We start from the raw sequence: 12,598 nt of genomic DNA on the forward strand, positions 1-12,598 counted from the left end.
GGTTCAGGGGGATGACGATGGGCGTCCATCCAGCGCCTGCGCGGGCGCGTCGCCCAGGAGCTCCGTGGGCGGGGTCAGGGGGAGGCGCAGGGTAAAGGTGGATCCCTCGCCGGGGGTGCTCCGCAGGGCAAGGCTTCCGCCCAGCAGCCCCGCCAGCCGCCGCGAGATCGGCAGCCCCAGCCCCGTGCCCCCGCGGCCCGCCGCGCTCGGCGCCTGCTCGAACTCCTGGAACACCCGCTCCTGGTCCGCCGCGTCGATGCCGCCGCCCGTGTCCTCCACCCGCACCTCGGCCCAGCGCCCGAACGACGAGAGCACCACCCGCACCGCCCCCTCGTCCGTGAACTTGACCGCGTTGGAAAGCAGGTTCAGCACGATCTGCCGCACCCGGCCGGGGTCGGTGACCACGGTGACGTCGTCGTCCAGCCGCAGCTCCAGCGCCAGCCCCCGCTCGCGCGCCTGCAGCTCGACGGTGGCCGCGATCTCGCGCAGCAGCGCGCCCAGCGGCACCGGCTCGGGCATCATCTCCAGCTTGCCGGCCTCCATCTTGGAGATGTCGAGCACGTCGTTCACCAGCTCCAGCAGGTGGTGCCCGCTGCGCACCACCCGGTCCAGCGCCCCCGACTGCTTTTCGGACAGGTCGCCGTACACCCCCTCCAGCAGCAGGTCGCCGTACCCCAGGATGGCGTTGATGGGGGTGCGCAGCTCGTGGCTCATGCTGGCGAAAAAGCGCGACCGCTCCGTCATCACCCGCGCCAGCGCCGCCGCCTGCTCCTCCAGCGCCTGCGCCTGCTGGCGCGTCTGCGCGTGGAGCACCGCGTTGTCCAGCGCCAGCGTGGCCTGCCGCCCCAGCAGGGCCAGCAGCGCCAGGTCCTCGTCGCCAAAAGGCACCGCGTCCGCGCGAAAGGCGGCCAGCACGGCGGGGCCGCCGCTGGAGCGCGGCACGCACACCCCCGCCCCGGCGCCGAACGCGTTGGGCCACACCTCCGCCGGCTGCAGCGCCACCGCGGGCGCGCCGGGGCGGCACGACAGCCGCTCCAGCACCAGGTCCAGCATCACGAACCAGTGCGGGTCCGGCGGCACCACCCCGCAGCCCGCGCGCACCTCGGCCACCGAGGGGTCGCCGGGCAGGTGCAGCAGCACCGCGTCCGCGCGAAAGGTGCGCGCCACCTGCCCCGCCACCCCGTCCCCCAGCGCCTGCAGGTCCCCCGCCTCCAGCGCCAGCCCGGACACGCGCGCCACGGAAGACAGCTCGTCGTAGCCGCGCTTGATGCGCGCCATCACCCCCACGCGCGCCAGCAGCTCGGCCCGGCTGCACCCCTTGTTCAGGAAGTCGTAGGCGCCCAGCGCCAGCCCGCGCACCACCAGCTCGTCGCTGGGGGCCTGCGCCGTCAGCAGCAGGATGGGGATGGGGGCGGTGGATGCGTCCTGCTTCAAGCGCTCCACCACCTCGAAGCCGTCCATCCCCGGCATCTGCACGTCCAGCACGATCACGTCCGGCCCGGCGGCGCGGGCGCGCTCGATCCCCTCCGGCCCCGACGCCGCCCCCTCCACCGTGTGCCCGGCGCTGGAAAGGATGGCGGCCACCGTGGCCCGCGACACCCTCTGGTCGTCCACCACCAGCACGCGCGCCATCAGGCCACTCCCACGAGCTGGGCCAGCACGCCGGCCATCTCGTCCAGGTCCACCTCGCGCTCCGCCGCGCCCCGCGCGGCGGCGGGCATGCCGTTGATCACCGCCGTGCGCGCGCTCTCCACCAGGGCGCGCGCGCCCGCCGCGCGCATGCACGCCAGCCCCGCCGCGCCGTCGCTTCCCATCCCCGTCAGCACCACGCCCACGGCCGCGGCGCCCACGGCGTGCGCCACGGACTCGAAGAGCACGTCCACGCTGGGCTTGTGCAGGCTGGCGCGGTCGTCCCATACGCGCACGGACAGCCTGCCGTCCGCCCCCCGCACCACCTTGATCTGCCGCCCGCCGGGGGCGATGAGCACGGTGCCGGGAAGGACCGCGTCGCCGTCGCGCGCCTCGGCCACCCGCACGGCGCTGCGCCGGTCCAGCCGCTCCGCCAGCGTTTCCGTAAAGCCGAACGGCATGTGCTGCGCGACCACCACCGCCGCCGCGAAGCCGGCGGGGAGGGCGGGGATCAGCTCCGCCAGCGCCCGCGGCCCCCCGGTGGACGAGCCGATGGCCACCACCTGGTAGCGCCCCGCGTGCACCGCCGGCGCGGGGGTGAAGGGCGCGGGCCCATCCCCGCGCGCCGGCACCGGCGGGGGCGGCAGGGGGACGGCGCGGGCGCGCAGCACGGCGGCCACCTTTTCGCGCAGCACGGGCGCCAGGGCGTGGATGTCCATCGACGTCCCCGCGCCCCCCTTGTCCATGAAGTCCACCGCGCCGGCCTCCAGCGCGCGCAGGGTGACCTCCGCCCCCGCCTGGGTGTGGGAGGACAGGAGGAGCACCGGCGTGGGGCAGTCGCGCATGATCCCCTCCAGCGCGGCCAGCCCGTCCATCCCCGGCATGTCCACGTCCATGATCACCAGGTCCGGCCGCAGCGCCCGCACCTGGGCTAGCGCCTCCTCCCCGTCCCGCGCCGTGCCCACCACGGCGACGCCGGCCAGCGGGGCCAGCATGCGCTCGGTGGCGCGGCGGACGAAGGCGCTGTCGTCCACCAGCAGCACGCGTGCGGAGCCGCTCACGCGCCCTCCAGCGGGCGGCGGTAGAAGAGCGAGCCGGGGCGGCGGTGCAGCTCGAAGGGGACGGGGACGTGGCGCAGGCTCTCGGCGTGCCCCAGGAACAGGTATCCGCCGGGGGCCAGCGCCTCCCACAGCCCGCGCGCCGCCCGCAGCACGCTCGCTTCGTCGAAGTAGATCATCACGTTCCTGCAGAGGACCAGGTGCTGGGGCGCGAGTCCGCGCCACCAGCCGTCCTGGACCAGGTTCCCGGCGCGAAAGCGCACGGGCTCGCGCACGGCCGGACGCACCTCCCACGTCTTCTCGTCCTGCGGGGTAAAGAAGCGCTCGCGCCAGGGAAGCTCCGTGCCGCGGAAGGCGTGCTCGCCGTACACGCCGGCCCGGGCGCGCTCCAGCGCCTGCGGGTCCACGTCCACCCCCGTCACCCGCAGGCTTCCCGGCGCGGTGAACAGCCCGCGCTCCCGGGCCAGGATCGAGAGGGTGTACGCCTCTTCGCCGGTGGCGCAGGCGGCGCTCATCACCTGCGCCTGCGCCCCGCCCAGCCGCTTCGCCAGCTCCGGCATCACCTCGCCGGCGATCACGTCCAGGCTCCCCCGCTCGCGGCAGAAGTAGCTCTCGTTGTTGGTCAGGTGCGGCAGCAGCCGCTCCCGCTCCGCCTCGCGCTCAGGGTGAAAGCGCAGGTGAAAGAGGAGCGCGTCGAAGCTGTCCAGCCCCAGCGCCGCGCGGCGCGGCTCCAGCCGGGTGCGCAGGATCCCCCGCCGCTCGGGGCCCCAGCGGTGGCCGAACTCCTCCGCCAGCCACTCGGCCCACAGGCGGAACTCCTCGTCCGTAAAGGCGACCGCCATCAGCCCGCCAGCGCGCGCTTGGCCGCGCGCCGCACCAGCGCGTCGGCGTCGTGCTCCGCCGCCGCCCGTAGCGCGCCGGCCGCCTCGGGCGCGTGGACGCGCTCCAGCGTGCGCACGGCGGCCAGGCGCACCCGCCAGTCCGCGTCGCCCAGGGCGCGCACCAGCCGCTCCGCCGCGCCCTCCGGCGCCATCTTCCGCAGCGCCACGGCGGCCACGCGGCGCAGGTCGCGGTCGTCCCCCTCCAGCCGCGCGGCGGCGGCGTCCGCGCCGCGGGGGTCGCCCAGCTCGCCCAGCGCCTGCAGCGCCGCCGCCTCCACGCCGGGGTCCCCCGCCCCGGCCAGCACCTCCAGCAGCACCTCCAGCGCGTCCGGCGCGCCCGTGCGCCCCAGCGCCCGCACCGCGGCGAAGCGCGCCCCCGCGTCCTCCCCCCGCGCCAGCGCGGCCAGGGGCGCCACCGCCCCCGTTCCCCCCGTGGCCGCCAGCGCGGCGGCCAGGGCGCGGACGGTGGCCGGGTCCGTCTCCCGCCCCAGCGCGGTCGCCACCTCCGCCGCCGCGCCGCCCTCCGGGCAGCGGGCGATCCCCTCCGCCGCCGCCCGCCGCACCTCCGCGGACGCGTCCGCCAGCAGGGGGACCAGCAGGGCGCAGTCGCCGCCGGGAAGGCGGCCCAGCGCCAGCGCCGCGCCCATCCGCCGCGCCGGATCCGCCAGCGCCTCGGCGAGCAGGCCGCGGACCTCCGCCTCCGGCCGCGCGCGCCCCAGCGCCTCCGCCGCCGTCGCCCGCACTTCCGGGTCCGCGTCCCCCAGCAGCGCCGCCACCCGCGCGGCGGATGCGCGGTCCGGCAGCGGGGGGAGCGCGGCCAGCAATTCCTCGCGCATCTCCCCCTCCGCCGTCTCCACGCGCGGAAGGAGGACGGCCAGCGCCACCTCCGCCGGCAGCAGCCCCAGCGCGCCCGCGGCGGCCGGCCCGCGCTCCGGGTCGCCCAGCGCGTCCGCCAGCAGCGCCGCCGCCTGTTCCGTCCCCGCCGCGCCCAGCAGCACCGCCGCGCAGTCGTCCACCGACGCCCCGCCGGTGAAGCGCGCGGCGAGGTCCGCCCCGTCCGCCCGCGCCGCCGCCCGCAGCCACTCCGGCGGCGGAGGCGGCGCGCCGGGAAGGAGCCCCGCGGCGGCGGCCAGCGCGGCGCGCCGCAGCTCCGCATCGTCCGAAGCCGCCGGCTCCCGCAGCGCGTCCAGCCCCGCGGGGTCGCCCAGCTCGCCGATGGCCTCCACCGCCGCGCCGGCCAGCATGGGGTCCTCCGCGGCGGCGGCCAGCGCCGGCAGCGCCCGCGCCGCGCCGATGCGGCCCAGCGCGAAGACCGCCGCCAGCGCGCGCCAGGGATCGCCCGAGGCCACCACGGCCGCGAGCGCCTCCACCGAGCGGGGGTCGCGCAGGGTGCCCAGCGCGTCGGCGGCGGCGGCGGCCACGTTGGCCTCCGCGTCCGCCAGCGCCGCCTCCAGCCCCGGCCGCGCGGCGGGGTTGGCGGACTCGCCCAGCGCCGAGGCGGCCAGCAGGCGCACGTCCGGGTCGCCGTCGTGGCGCGCCAGCCGGTCCAGCAGCCGCAGCGCCACCGGCAGGGCGTCCGGCCCCGCCAGCGCGGCCAGCGCCGAGCGCGCCGCGTTGCGCCGCCCCGCGTCGCCCCCGTCGCGCAGGGCCGCCTCGAAGGCGGGGAGCAGGAGGCGGGCCTGCCGCAGCCGGGGGAGCGCGGCCAGCGTTCCCTTCCGCATCCAGGGGCGCTCGTCCGCGGCGGCGGCCAGCGCCTGCGCGGCGGCCTCGTCGCCCCGCCCCGCGGCGAGGAGCTGGGCCAGGGTGTCGGCGGCGCCGGGATCAGACACGGAAGCGGCTCACCAGCTCGGTCAGCTGCGCCGCCTGCGCCGCCACGTCCTCGGCCGCGCGCTGCGCCTCGCGGACGGAGGTCTGCGCGGCACGCGCGCCCTGCGCGATGTTCTCCGTCGCCTGCAGGATCATCTCGCCTCCCCGCTTCTGCTCGCCGGTGGCGGCGAACACTTCCTGCGTCTGCTGGTTCATGTTCTCCGTGGCCTGGACGATCTGGCGGCTGGCCAGCGACTGCTCGCGGGTGGCGATGCGAACCTCGTCGGCCACCCGCTGGATGTGCTGCGTGGCCTGCTGCGCCTGCCCCGCCGCCATGATCTGCTGCTCGGTGGCCATCGCCACCTCCTGCATCAGCTGGCTGGTGCGCGCGGCGGAGGCGACGATGCGCTCCAGCGCCGCGGACGCCGCCTCGGCCAGCCCGATCCCCTGCTGGGTGCGCTCGGCCAGCGCGCCGCTGCTCTCGGTCGCCGCGTCCACCCCGCCGCGGACGGCGCGGATGGTCTGCCCGATCTCGCGCGCCGACTCCACCGCGCGCTCGGCCAGCCGGCGGATCTCCTGCGCCACCACCGCGAAGCCGCGCCCGTGCTCGCCGGCGCGGGCGGCCTCGATGGCGGCGTTCAGGGCCAGCAGGTTGGTCTGGTCGGCGATGTCCTCGATGGTCTCGGAGATCTGCCCCACCGACTGTCCCTGCCCGCCCAGCACGCGCATGCGCTCCGTAAGCCGGTTCACCTCGTCGTGGATGCGGCGCATGCCGTCCACCGCCTGCCCCACCGTCGCACCCCCCTGCGTGGCCGCGCCCTCCGCCTCGGCGGCGATGCGGCGCGTTTCGTCCACGTGCCGCCCCACCTGCTGAATGCTGGCCGCCATCTCCTCGATGGTGGCGGACGTCTCTTCCACCGCCGAGCCCAGCGTGTCGGCGCTGGCGGCGGTGTGCTCGATGGACTGCCCCATCTGCGCGATGGAGCTGGAGGTCTGCTCCACCGACGCCGCCAGCGACTCGGCGCTGGCGGCCACGCGGGTGATCTGCGAGGCGATCTCCTCCATGGAGGTCGACGTCTGCTCGGTGGCGGCCACCTGATCGTCCACCGTCTCGGCCAGGCGGCGCGAGGTGGCGGCGATCTGGTCGGCGGCGGCGGCGGTCTGCGCGGCGGCGGTGTTCACGCCCCCGAACGCCTCGCGCAGGTCGCCCGACATGCGATTGAGGGTGACGATGAGCTGCCCGGGCTCGTCGCGCTGGTCGGTGTGCACCTGGCGGGTCAGGTCGCCCTCCGACACGCCCACGGCAAAGTCGACCGCCTGCTGCAGGGGGCGGCTGATGCGGCTGGCCAGCAGCCACGCCGCCCCCAGGGAAAGCAGGATCCCCAGCGCGGTGAGCCCGATGGCGAAGTCGCGCGCGCGGGTGGTGGCCGCCCGCACCTCGTCGCGCCGCTCCGCCGCAAGCGCCTGCGCCCGCTCGTCGAAGCGGGCCAGCACGGCGCGGGCGCGGTTGGCGCCGCGCCGGCCCACGCCGCTCTGGAAAAAGCGGACGACGCTGTCGATCCCCGGCCCGCCCGGCTGCAGGGTGGCCCGCCGCAGGGCCATCCCCGGCGTGGCGACGGAGTCCACCCAGTTGGCGGCGAGGACCGCGGCGCTGTCCAGCCGCGCCTTCTGCACCGGGTCGCGAACCAGGCCGCGGGCGGCGTCCAGGCGCTGCCGCACGCGCCCGTCCGCCTCGGCGTACATCGCCAGCGCCGTGTCCTGGCCGCTGAGCAGGTAGTCGCGCAGCGCCAGGGTGCGGTCGGCCAGGGCGATCTCCAGGTCCACCGCCTCGCGCTGCACCGCCTCGGCGCGGCGCGACTCGGCGTCGAGCGCCGCCACCCGCCGCCCCTGCGCCGCCACCGCCAGCGCGATGAGGGACATCAGCAGCAGCACGGGCGCAAAGCCCAGCATGATCTTGTTGCGCACCCGCATGTGGCCGAACCATTCCGCCAGGCTCATGTCGCCTCTTCGCCCAGGACGCGTTCCAGGTGCAGCAGCGCCACGCGGCGCCCGGGGGCGGGCACGGACACGCCGGCCAGCCATCCGGGCGGCAGCGCCGCCTCCGCCTCGTCGGGGGGGAGCTCGTCCCCGCCCTCATCCACCAGCCCCACCACGCGGTCCACCAGCAGCCCCACCGCCTCGCGGCCGCGCCCCCACACCACCACCAGCCGCCCGGCGGCGCCCACCGGGCCCATCCCCAGCCGCGCGCCCAGGTCCACCACGGCCAGCACCGTCCCCCGCACCTGCGCCACGCCGCACACGCCGTCCGGCGGAAACGGCACCCGGGTGAGGGGCGGCGGGCGCAGCACCTCGCGCACGCGCCCGGCGGGAAGCCCGAACTCGGCCCCGCCCACCCGCACGGCCAGGGTGCTCACGCCGCCCCCCGGCGCAGCTGGGCCTCGACCGCCGTCAGCAGCTCCGCCGGCTGCCAGGGCTTGGGCAGAAAGCCGTTGGCCCCCGCCTCGCGGGCGGCGGCCTGGTCGGCCTCGCCCGCCTCGGTGGAGCAGACCAGCACGGGAACGTCCGTCATCCCCAGCTCCCCCCGCAGCCGGCGGATGAACTCCAGCCCGTCCATCCCGGGCATGTTGATGTCCACCACGACCGCGTCCAGCGCGGGCTCGCGGGCGGCGGCGTCCAGCCCCTCGGCGCCGTCGGCGGCCAGGGCCAGCTCGTAGCGCGGGCCCAGGACCATCTTGTACATGCGCACCATCATGGGGCTGTCCTCCACCACCAGCACCCGCCGCCGTTCATCCCCCACCCGTCCCTCCGCGGTACAGGTCCACGTTCATCTCCAGCATCTCTCCGGGGTCCAGCAGCAGCACCACGCGGCCGCGCGCGTCCACCACCGCGCCCGACACGCCCCGCGGGCCGCCCAGCGCGGCCGGCAGCGCGCGCACGGCGGCCGCGTCCTGCGCCAGCAGCCGGTCGGCGCCCAGCGCCGCGGCGCGCGCCCCGCGCCGCAGGACCAGGACGAAGCGCGGGTCCGGCGCCGGGTCCCAGCCAAAGACGCGGTCCAGGCGCACCAGCGGCAGCGCCTCGTCGCGCACGTCCACCGTCTCCGCCGGGCCCACGCGGCCGGGGGCGCCGGCGCGCAGCGTCTCCTCGACGTCCAGCGCGGGAATGGCGAAGGTCTCGCCCGCGGCCTGAAAGAAGAGGACGGGGACCAGCGCCACCGTCAGCGGGACGAGGAGGACGAAGCGGGTGCCGCCCTCCTCGCCGTCCTCCACCCGCACCTGGCCGCGCAGCCGCTGCACGGCGTCGCGCACCACGTCCAGCCCCACGCCGCGCCCCGACACCTCGTCCGCCTGCAGCCGCGTGCTGAAGCCGGGGACGAAGAGCAGGTCGTCGGTCTCTTCCGCGTCCGGCTGGTCCTCCACCGCCACCAGCCCCAGCTGCCGCGCCCGGGCCAGGATGCGCGCGCGGTCCAGCCCGCGGCCGTCGTCCTCCACCTCGATGCGCACGCGGTCGCCCTCCTGCGCGGCGGACAGGCGGATGGTCGCCGTCTCCGGCTTTCCCGCCGCGCGGCGCTCCTCGGGCGGCTCCACCCCGTGGTCCACGGCGTTGCGCACCAGGTGCAGAAGCGGGTCCAGCAGCGCGTCGGCCGTCGCCTTGTCCAGCTCCGTCCCCTCGCCGTGCAGCTCCACGCGCACGCGCTTGCCGCGCTCGCGGGCCAGGTCGGCGGCCAGCGGGGGAAAGCGCGAGAACACGCGCTCCACGGGGATCAGGCGCAGCGCGGTGGCGCTCCGGCGCACGGCCGAGGCGGCGGTGTCCAGCTCTTCCAGCCGCTCGCCCAGCCCGCGGCGCAGGCCGGCGTCGCGCAGCGCCTCCGCGCGCTCCGCCATCCAGGCGCGCAGCCCCTCGACGGCGCGGGCCAGGTCGTCCACCTGGCTCAGCAGCGGGTCCAGCCGGGCAAAGGGGATGCGCAGCGTTTCTTCGCGCACCCCGCTCCACGCGTCCCCCCGCCGCGTGGCCTCGGCCAGCGGCGTCGCGGCCGCCACGGCGGCGGCCTCGGTCTCCGCCGTCGGCGCCGCGGCCTCGGGATCGTAGGGCGCCTCGGCACCGCCTTCGGCGAGCGCGGCGTCGGCGGCGTCGGCGAGCGCGGCGGATGCGGTCGCATCGCCCCCATCCTCCCGCGCGTCTTCCGGATCGTCCCGCGCGCCTTCGTCCGCGGCATCGGGGACGGCGGATGCGGGCGATGGATCCGGCTCGTCCACCGCGGGACCGTCGCCAGGCGCGACCGCATCCGCCGACGAAGCGGCTTCGGACGCGGCGGGCGGCGCGGGGGCCGCGAGCGCGTCGGCCAGCGCGGCGCGAAGGGCGGGGAGCGGCGCGAACACCTCGTCCTGGTTGGGCGCGCCGGCGGCTTCGAGCGCGTGGCGCAGGGCGGTGGCGGTGCGGTGCAGCGCGTCCAGCGGCAGCACGGCGGGCTCGGGCGCGCGCTTGAAGGCGTCCTCCACCCCGTGCACCAGCTCCTGCATGGGGCGCAGGCCCAGCATGGCCGCGTTTCCCTTGAGCGTGTGCAGCGCGCGCATGAGCTCCGTCCGCTGCGCCTCGTCCGGCTCCTGGCCGGCTTCCAGCGCCTGCAGCACGGCATCGAGCCGCGCCAGCTGGGCGCGGCCCTCGTCGCGAAAGTCGCCGAAGAGCTCGGATAGGTCCAGCAGGTCCGACAGTGCGTCCGCCTCTGCGTGTGGGTCCCGCGCGCGGGGAAACGGTTTTCGCTATGCAAAGCTTCGACCACAGGCGCGGTTCACCCCGGTCCACCGTGCCCACGGCGGGTCAGGCGCCCGGCTGATCGGGTTGTATTCATGCAGGGTGCCCGCCGCCGCCGGACCCCGTCGGCGCAGGCCGACATCGCGTTTTCCCAGCCGCGATTTCAATTCAATTCAATCGCCCGGGCCGACCCGCGGACACACACGCCCCCAACACGCACATCCGTTGCTGCGGTGCCGATGCACTCCGCGCCGGGTGCGGCCGAACAATCCGCTCGTATTCACGCACGGCACCCTGCCGCCGCCCCGAACCCCATCGGCGCAGGCTGACATCGCGTTTTCCCAGCCGCGATTTCAATCGCCCGATTTCAATTGCCCGGTTCAATCGCCCGGTTCAATCGCCCGGTTCAATCACCCGGTTCAATCACCCGGTTCAATCGCCAGATTCCAATTGCCCGATTCGATGGCCCGGACCGAGGCACGGAAAACGGCCGGATCATCGCGCGGGCCCCCGGCGGCATTCAGCAATTCGCGACGGAATGTTATCTTCATCGTCCATGCTCGATCCTCGGATGCGGAGCGAGCGACGTCCCCCCGGTCCAAGAGAAATCTCCATGCAGAAGAAGCTGAAGCTGGAAGACCTGACCGTCACCTCGTTCGACACCGCTCCCAACGGGCCGCAGGCGCGCGGAACCGTGGATGCGTACGCCAAGCCCGTCCCGCCGGAGTCCCGGCTCGGCCCCTGCTACCCGACCGATCCCAACTTCGACTGCACCTACGGCTGCTCGCGCGACACCGGCTGTCCGGACCAGTGCGTGATGATCAGCGAGTTCAACTGCATCTGATCCGGTTTCCTTTGGCCGCCGCGCGCGCACTTCCGCCGCGGTAGCCGGGATGGATGACGCACAGGGGCCGGCCTCCACGCGGAGGCCGGCCCCTGTTTCGTGCGCCGAGCTTCCCGCCCTTATACCAGCTCCGGCAAAAGATTCAGCATCAGCCTCCTCAGGACGTCACGGTGGCGGGTGAATCATCATCGAACCGAATCTCTTGACGGGCGATGCCGCGTTCTTTACTTTACCGCCAGGTTAAGTAACCAAACGGTTAAACGTGCCATGCCCGACGATCCGCTCAGCGCCACCTTCTCCGCACTCGCCGACCCCACCCGGCGGGCGATCCTGGCGCGCCTGGCACAGGGCGAGGCCACGGTGACGGAACTGGCCGAGCCGTTCGACATGAGCATGCCGGCCATCAGCAAGCACCTCAAGGTGCTGGAGCGCGCGGGGCTCATCGAGCGGGGGCGCGAGGCGCAGTGGCGGCCCTGCAGGCTGCAGGCGGAACCGCTGCGCAGGGTGGACGACTGGGTGGAGCAGTACCGCAGGCACTGGGAAGAGCGGTTCGACCGGCTGGACGTGTACCTCAAGCAACTTCAGGCACGGGAGAAGAACGATGACGGCAGCGGCGAGTAGCGGAGGCACCGCCTCCACGCGGATCGGGTGGGAGGGCGCCGAGCTCGTGATGACCCGCGTATTCCAGGCCCCGCGCGAGCTGGTGTTTCGCGCGTGGACGGACGAGGAGCACTGGGCGCGCTGGTTCGGGCCGCACGGCTCCACCCTGCCCTTCTGCCGGCTGGACGCGCGCCCCGGCGGCACGCTGCACTACCAGCATCACTTCGCCGACTACCCGGACGTCTGGATCCGCGGCACCTACACCGACGTGGCGCCGCCGGAGCGCGTCTCGTTCACCTGCCATTTCTCGGACCCGGCGGGCGGCCACGTGGAGCGACCCGGCTTTCCCGGCGAGATGACCATCACCGTCCACTTTTCCGAGCACGCGGACGGCACCGAGGTCACCATCCGCCAGACCGGCCTGGTCACCGACCAGGGCGAGCTGCAGGGCTGGACCGAATCGCTGGACCGCCTGGCCAGCCTGCTGGCCGATTCCCACACCCAGACCGGAGCAGAGTGATGATCGCCACCCTTGCCGGCGCCGGCCCGGCGCCCGCCAGCGACGCCCCCGACAACCGCGAGGCCGTCGCCACCCGCGTCTTCGACGCGCCCCGCGAGCTGGTCTTTCGCGCGATGACGGAGCCCGAGCACGTGATGCGGTGGTACGGCCCGCGCGACACGCGGCTGGTCTCGTGCGAGATCGACCTGCGGGTGGGCGGACGCTTTCGCTTCGTGATGCAGGGACCGGGCGGGACCGAGTTCGCCTTCTCGGGCACGTACAGGGAGGTCGATCCGCCGTCCCGCATCGTCAACACCTGGTGCTTCGAACCGTACCCGGACGCCGAGGCGGTGGAGACGGCGACGTGGGAGGAGCACGACGGGCGCACGACGGTGCGGCTGAGCATCGTCTTTCCCACCCCGCAGGACTACGCCGGGTGGGCCGGCTCCGGCGCGTTCGGCGGCTGGGCCCAGTCGCTGGACCGCCTGGCCGAGCGCATCGCTGAAATCGCCGCCGGCCGCGCCTGATCCGC

The 12,598-nt window shown here is 75.5% G+C and carries 13 protein-coding genes; 4 read left to right on the forward strand and 9 right to left on the reverse strand.

The annotated features are described in order from the left end of the window. Positions 1-3: 3 nt before the first annotated feature. From VGC13_RS17145 to VGC13_RS17185, 9 genes are all read right to left on the reverse strand, one after another. A complete protein-coding gene (locus tag VGC13_RS17145; protein WP_331126502.1) occupies positions 4-1,632 on the reverse strand; it encodes a hybrid sensor histidine kinase/response regulator in 1,629 nt (542 codons plus the stop codon). Continuing rightward, entirely contained in the window at positions 1,632-2,690 is a 1,059-nt protein-coding gene (gene cheB, locus VGC13_RS17150; protein WP_331126503.1) for a chemotaxis-specific protein-glutamate methyltransferase CheB, read from the reverse strand. The genes VGC13_RS17145 and cheB overlap by 1 nt, the downstream gene beginning before the upstream one ends. Further along, complete coding sequence (locus VGC13_RS17155; protein WP_331126504.1) at positions 2,687-3,529, reverse strand: protein-glutamate O-methyltransferase CheR; 843 nt, start codon at positions 3,527-3,529, stop codon at positions 2,687-2,689. Before VGC13_RS17155 ends, cheB begins: the two co-directional genes overlap by 4 nt. Further along, the gene (locus VGC13_RS17160) at positions 3,529-5,397 is read right to left on the reverse strand and encodes a HEAT repeat domain-containing protein (RefSeq protein WP_331126505.1); all 1,869 of its coding nucleotides are present in this window, start codon (positions 5,395-5,397) and stop codon (positions 3,529-3,531) included. Before VGC13_RS17160 ends, VGC13_RS17155 begins: the two co-directional genes overlap by 1 nt. After that, positions 5,390-7,372: a methyl-accepting chemotaxis protein gene (locus VGC13_RS17165; protein ID WP_331126506.1), complete on the reverse strand. Its 1,983-nt coding sequence runs from the start codon at positions 7,370-7,372 to the stop codon at positions 5,390-5,392. Before VGC13_RS17165 ends, VGC13_RS17160 begins: the two co-directional genes overlap by 8 nt. After that, positions 7,369-7,788: a chemotaxis protein CheW gene (locus VGC13_RS17170; RefSeq protein WP_331126507.1), complete on the reverse strand. Its 420-nt coding sequence runs from the start codon at positions 7,786-7,788 to the stop codon at positions 7,369-7,371. The genes VGC13_RS17165 and VGC13_RS17170 overlap by 4 nt, the downstream gene beginning before the upstream one ends. After that, a complete protein-coding gene (locus VGC13_RS17175) occupies positions 7,785-8,171 on the reverse strand; it encodes a response regulator (protein WP_331126508.1) in 387 nt (128 codons plus the stop codon). The genes VGC13_RS17170 and VGC13_RS17175 overlap by 4 nt, the downstream gene beginning before the upstream one ends. Beyond that, a complete protein-coding gene (locus VGC13_RS17180) occupies positions 8,161-10,083 on the reverse strand; it encodes a chemotaxis protein CheA (protein WP_331126561.1) in 1,923 nt (640 codons plus the stop codon). The genes VGC13_RS17175 and VGC13_RS17180 overlap by 11 nt, the downstream gene beginning before the upstream one ends. Before the next feature lie 459 nt (positions 10,084-10,542). After that, positions 10,543-10,674 (reverse strand): hypothetical protein, encoded by a 132-nt coding sequence (locus VGC13_RS17185; RefSeq protein WP_331126509.1) that lies wholly within the window; start codon positions 10,672-10,674, stop codon positions 10,543-10,545. 62 nt (positions 10,675-10,736) lie between these two features. Between VGC13_RS17185 and VGC13_RS17190 the strand changes: the two genes are divergently transcribed. The 4 genes from VGC13_RS17190 to VGC13_RS17205 all read left to right on the forward strand — a co-directional run bounded on the left by VGC13_RS17190 (position 10,737) and on the right by VGC13_RS17205 (position 12,593). After that, entirely contained in the window at positions 10,737-10,967 is a 231-nt protein-coding gene (locus VGC13_RS17190; RefSeq protein WP_331126510.1) for a hypothetical protein, read from the forward strand. Positions 10,968-11,234: 267 nt separating this feature from the next. Continuing rightward, positions 11,235-11,588 (forward strand): metalloregulator ArsR/SmtB family transcription factor, encoded by a 354-nt coding sequence (locus VGC13_RS17195; protein ID WP_331126511.1) that lies wholly within the window; start codon positions 11,235-11,237, stop codon positions 11,586-11,588. After that, complete coding sequence (locus VGC13_RS17200) at positions 11,569-12,087, forward strand: SRPBCC domain-containing protein (protein WP_331126512.1); 519 nt, start codon at positions 11,569-11,571, stop codon at positions 12,085-12,087. The genes VGC13_RS17195 and VGC13_RS17200 overlap by 20 nt, the downstream gene beginning before the upstream one ends. Continuing rightward, a complete protein-coding gene (locus VGC13_RS17205) occupies positions 12,087-12,593 on the forward strand; it encodes an SRPBCC family protein (protein WP_331126513.1) in 507 nt (168 codons plus the stop codon). The genes VGC13_RS17200 and VGC13_RS17205 overlap by 1 nt, the downstream gene beginning before the upstream one ends. Positions 12,594-12,598: the final 5 nt, after the last annotated feature.

The sequence above is a fragment of the Longimicrobium sp. genome (genome assembly GCF_036399255.1).
GTDB lineage: Bacteria > Gemmatimonadota > Gemmatimonadetes > Longimicrobiales > Longimicrobiaceae > Longimicrobium.

What these genes read in the sequence shown, in the direction of transcription:
- VGC13_RS17155 (WP_331126504.1), bottom strand. Translation starts at nt 3,529, where the DNA reads ATGGCGGTCGCCTTTACGGACGAGGAGTTCCGCCTGTGGGCCGAGTGG.
- VGC13_RS17190 (WP_331126510.1), top strand. Translation starts at nt 10,737, where the DNA reads ATGCAGAAGAAGCTGAAGCTGGAAGACCTGACCGTCACCTCGTTCGAC.
- VGC13_RS17165 (WP_331126506.1), bottom strand. Translation starts at nt 7,372, where the DNA reads ATGAGCCTGGCGGAATGGTTCGGCCACATGCGGGTGCGCAACAAGATC.
- VGC13_RS17195 (WP_331126511.1), top strand. Translation starts at nt 11,235, where the DNA reads ATGCCCGACGATCCGCTCAGCGCCACCTTCTCCGCACTCGCCGACCCC.
- VGC13_RS17200 (WP_331126512.1), top strand. Translation starts at nt 11,569, where the DNA reads ATGACGGCAGCGGCGAGTAGCGGAGGCACCGCCTCCACGCGGATCGGG.
- VGC13_RS17205 (WP_331126513.1), top strand. Translation starts at nt 12,087, where the DNA reads ATGATCGCCACCCTTGCCGGCGCCGGCCCGGCGCCCGCCAGCGACGCC.
- VGC13_RS17185 (WP_331126509.1), bottom strand. Translation starts at nt 10,674, where the DNA reads ATGAAGATAACATTCCGTCGCGAATTGCTGAATGCCGCCGGGGGCCCG.
- VGC13_RS17145 (WP_331126502.1), bottom strand. Translation starts at nt 1,632, where the DNA reads ATGGCGCGCGTGCTGGTGGTGGACGACCAGAGGGTGTCGCGGGCCACG.